The organism is Bradyrhizobium sp. AUGA SZCCT0283 (assembly GCF_018130385.1).
Lineage (GTDB): Bacteria > Pseudomonadota > Alphaproteobacteria > Rhizobiales > Xanthobacteraceae > Bradyrhizobium.
In genome coordinates this window covers 1-4574 of sequence record NZ_JAFCLU010000084.1, presented here as the reverse complement: position 1 = coordinate 4574, position 4574 = coordinate 1, and the positions used below count along the sequence as shown (strand labels likewise).

Annotated in this window: 3 protein-coding genes; 1 reads left to right on the top strand and 2 read right to left on the bottom strand. The window is 57.1% G+C overall.

The features are described 5' to 3' along the window. The first annotated feature begins 1080 nt into the window (after window positions 1-1080). Window positions 1081-1380, top strand: coding sequence for a hypothetical protein (locus JQ624_RS38020; protein WP_212423982.1), 300 nt, complete (start codon window positions 1081-1083; stop codon window positions 1378-1380). Between the two features lie 28 nt (window positions 1381-1408). On the opposite strand, the gene bcsS is transcribed toward JQ624_RS38020, so the two are convergent. Both bcsS and JQ624_RS38010 read right to left on the bottom strand, forming a co-directional pair. Next, complete coding sequence (gene bcsS / locus JQ624_RS38015; RefSeq protein ID WP_212423981.1) at window positions 1409-2107, bottom strand: cellulose biosynthesis protein BcsS; 699 nt, start codon at window positions 2105-2107, stop codon at window positions 1409-1411. Window positions 2108-2168: 61 nt separating this feature from the next. Further along, window positions 2169-4208 carry a glycosyltransferase family 2 protein gene (locus tag JQ624_RS38010; protein ID WP_212423980.1) on the bottom strand — a complete coding sequence of 680 codons (2040 nt, stop codon included), beginning with the start codon at window positions 4206-4208 and terminating at the stop codon, window positions 2169-2171. Between the last annotated feature and the right edge of the window lie 366 nt (window positions 4209-4574).

Below are 4574 nucleotides of genomic sequence, written 5' to 3'. Positions count from 1 at the left end.
GGATTGCGTGGCCGCTTTCGATCGGAATCGGTGGCCGCCTTCCGTCGGAATCGGTGGCCGCTTTGCCTCGGATTCCGGAGCCCAGTAGCCGTAGCCATTTCTGATTTGGGCTCTGGACTTCCCTTCGGAAGAACCGCCCTATTATTCTCCGAAAGTCCCGTTTCTCTCCAGACCTTCGGACTCCATCCATTCGCTACGGTTCTCGAAATTCGATTGTTTCGAGCTACTTTTGCGCCTCAGCAGGACGTAGCTTCCGCCGTTTCTCTCCGTAATGCGCCCCAACCGGAGGCGAGGGGCAGGCGCAAGCGAGGCCGCACCTATCACCGGTTCGTAGTGATGGGAACGAATCGATCGTTGTCGGTTTGCTAGCTGGATGAGCGACTTCACCCCAAGTAATCGCGTCAACAGCGAGCCAAGACGATCGCACCGCACACTGCCGTGGATTCTACTTGTTCTCCTCGCGGTTGCTGTCGGTGCGGTGCTTTGGGCCAGCAATCGGATTGGATACGAGTCCTCTCCAGCTGCTGTTCAGCCCAAGGCTGAGCTGTCTGTGGCTGCGGAGATCGCCGACAAAACGGCTAGAGACGCTGTGGCTAATCTCCAGCAAACGATCTAAGAGGTGCGGGCAGAACAGCAACGGGCCGCGGAACAGACCAGCGGTCTCCAGCGGCAGATATCAGCGGAGCAGGGCGAGCGTAAGTTGCTTTCGGAACAGCTGGGTGGGCTTTCCGCTCGCGTGGATAGCCTCCAAGGATCGAATGCGGCAGCGCCGCCCAACCCGCCGCCAAGAAAGGGCGCGGACAATGACTGCCGCTAAGCGTCGTTTCGCTCTTTCTTGACCGACAGGTGGCGATGCGGGCTGATTTTGAAATTAGGCTGGGGGTCTTGGAACGACGCCAAAACCAAATTCCGCCCCCTTAGTAAAGGAACAAACCGGAGGAATGTTCCTTACGTTGCGAAGCACGAATGTTCGGCTCCGCCACAAATGCTTGAGCCCAGCCAGGTATGTCCTCCCACGTTAGTGATGGGGAAAAGCGACGGCCCGCCAGACTGACGCCTCTCCGGGAGAAAGCCGATCACATGCCACAAGAGAAACCAGAGCCGGATCGCATCCGAGAGCTTGAGGACGCGTTGAAGGAGGCCGAGCGGCACATCGCCGAAATGCGGGCCGAACGCGATCAAGCGTTTGAGCTAGTCGAGCAGATGAAAGAACACGTCAGCGACGTTGACGCCTTGATCGATAGCTGGATCGAGGCGTTCGAGATGGAGCTCAGCGAGGATGGCAAGCGAACGCGCGATGCGCTGCCGGATAGTATCAAGAAAATTCTCACGGTTGCTGTCGGCTTACAAAAGCAGACGAAGGGGCTTGGCAAGAAGTAAGAAGGTCCTGGTCCCGCGCTTCCGCTTTTCAGAAATTGGCCTGAAGATTGAGGCCGGTATAGAACCCAGTTCCGTACGTCGAGTCGCGAACAAAACCCAGCGACACGCCAGACTGCATTCCCAAGACGTTGAAGCCTGTTATGTGGCCTCCGACCCGGACTTGGTCATAGGTCCAACTGCCCGAGAAGGCCGCTTCGGGTCCAATGAACAAGTTCTGTCCAATGGCGACGCCCGTTTTGCCCTGCACATAGAAGAATTCTGACCCAGTGTTGTAATGGGCCTGGGCGTAGAGCATCGTGTTGCTGGTCGGATTGCCGTAAATCGAGGACAGTGCTTTGATGCCGGACAGCGTCGTATTGGACGGCACTAGACCAGGTGCTGCGTATAGGTGGGCGTTCACCATCGATGGGCCTGCCGCAAGAAGCCATGACCAGCCATTTGAGATGAACTGGTATCCGACCAAGCCATCGAGTGTCGTGTCCAGGCCGATGCGTTTCGTGCCGGAATCGATGAAGCTATAGCGCCGAGCAGACGCGATACCTTGCACGCGCCAGCCTTGCTCCCACAGGCTTCCAAAAGGAGAGTAAGTCCCGGTCAAGTCCGTATAGAAAGCTCCGTAAGAGGCGAAATCGCTGGTGCTTTGGAGCGACCATCGAGGCGGCTCTTGTGCGCTGGCGCTCGCGAGGTTCATCGCGACTAGCGCAGCCAGGGCAGCGAGCCAATTCACTGCGACGGTCTCAAGCAGAGACTTCTCGCAACGTATCTTGGTCGCGGGCCCAATCATTGGATCACGTCGTCGCCGACGCCACTCTGGTTGAAATCCGCCCGGCAAAGCCTGCCGTGATGTCCACGATGGCCTCTCTCCACCCAATCAGGCATAGGAAGCCATAGAGGAAGAAGCCGGCGTTGATCGAGCAAAAGCCGAAGAACAACAGGTTGCCAGACCACAGGTTCGCTCCGGCAGAAAAGATGGCAGTCGCTGTGAGGGCACACAGCGCAAGCAGATGAGATGCTGGCGCGGCTGTGCGGCTTTCGATCTTGGGTGTGCGAGCAAACGGGCTCTTGCGGCCCGTGATCATCTGCTCCAGCGAACGATAGACGCCGGCAAGGTTAACGGGAACAAGAAGCAGTGTGAGCGCATAGACCCGCAACAGATCACGCCATTTGTAGCCCGTCCTCGTTAGGTCTTGACCGTACAGCAAATAATAAGGAGCGGCTGCGACGGGGAACCAAATGCTGGAGAACTCGCCGCCGAAGGGAATAACCAGCAACAGCAGCAACCCCACATTCGCCAAGGCCGGCGATAGCAAATAGTGTGATCTAATGATCGTCTCAAGTGTACCGGCCCGAGGTGACTGCCTTCCAGACCAAAGTTCGATCAGGCGCGGGAAAATTATTAGCCCGCCGTTAGCCCAGCGGCGGCGCTGGATTACGAGAGCGCCGAAGTCCGACGGGGTCGCACTGAACGCCAGGCGCTCCGGATGATTGTGCAAACGCCAACCGCGGGCCGCAAGATCAATAGTTGATCCGGTATCCTCAATGAGGGTTTTATCCTGGATGAAGATCGGGATCGCATTGCCGCGCTCTTCTGTCATCGTTTTTATCTCGTCCAGGGCTTCGCGGCGGAGAACCGCGTTCGCTCCAACCCAGAACGTGGCATTGTAGGCTGTGAAGCCCTGATGAATAAGATACTGAATATCCGTGGTGGCGCCCGCCACCCGTTCCAGCACCGTCGGCGCATCGGGATAAGCCGAATAGGGCGTCTGCGCGATGGCTATGCGCCGGTCGGCTTCCATGATTGAGACGAGCTTGCGGACGTAGTCGGGAAGAATGATGCTGTCGGCATCGATGGTTACGATGTAATCGGCATTAGGAACCGTGACCTCTGCCTCGGCCGCGGGCGTTTCCAGTAACAGTGAAGCGCCAGTCGCACTTTTCGAAATGCGGAATGTCCGTCCGATCAGCCCGATATAGCTGTTAAGGTTCATTGCCTTGTTAGGCGCATGCGAGAGATTGGCAAATTGCTTGCGCTCGAATATGTCGATGGGCACTGCAAAGAGCTTCGAGAGACGTCGGTACTCCAACTGCAGTCGCGCCGCATCGATGCTCTTCCCGCTCCGAAGAAGGGCCGCTGTGGCGCGGTGCTCTCGGACGAGACGTTCGATGACTTCGCGCGCGAACAGCTCATCGGCATGGGCGAAGGCTGGTTGGGAAAGTTCAGCGTATCGTCTTCCGAGGGCTTCCACCACTGCCGCGGCATCGTCGAAGAGAGCTCCGATGAGCTGGCGTTCGCGTGAGATAGCCACTATTCCCGACGAGGTGCGTTGCAAATAGTCGCGCTCCGCGATACGAAACCGATCGGCCGCTCCCGCAAAAATTTTGTTTAGTTCGTCGACAAGCTCACGCGTTGCTGAAAGCGCAATCAAATCGGCTCCGACACAAAGCGGCGGGTCATCGAGAAGCAAGGTGATGCTGCGATTAGGATATTCCGACAGCGCTGCGGACATGATCGTTTGCATCACGACAGGAGCTTGTTCCTTATAGGATGGCACGAGGATGCTCACCGTCGGGCTGCCATCGTCTTCGTAGAACGATTGAAGGTCGGAATTATCGGAGTCGTTGGAATGACGCTTGAGCTGGCCTATTCGCGTCAACTGGTAGACGATGTTTCCATAAAACAGGCTGAGCAAAGCAATGCTGAAGATAATGACGAGTATTATCTTCAGCACTGAACTACTGCCCGAGCCCAACTCGATGCTCGAGAATACATTGTCGAATCCGAGCACAAGCGCAACGATGCTCGTGGCGACGGCGCCGCGCGTCAGCAAAATGTCTATCATTGAGAGCCAGGACCGGTGTGATGCCAAGTTTTCCCGACTGCGTAAAGTTAAGAAGTTTGACGCAAGTGAGGCTGGATTCGGGACTTCACATGACTCTCGACGGCTGAGGTATCTCAGTGCCCACGCTCAGCCCCAAAAGTGCGTCGTGGCTGTTGATAGTGAGGTGGCCACTTCCGTTGTCGACTCTTACTGACGCGATGAGCGGGCCGAACGATGTCGGCTGTTGGCACCTTTGAGACATGGCGACCGGCCCTGACGATGTCCGTTGTTGGGGGTAGACCGGAGTGCGCCGGGAGACCGGCAAGGAGTAGATGGTGCAAGTCCATCACGATGAAGGAGTAGCGAACCGCATCG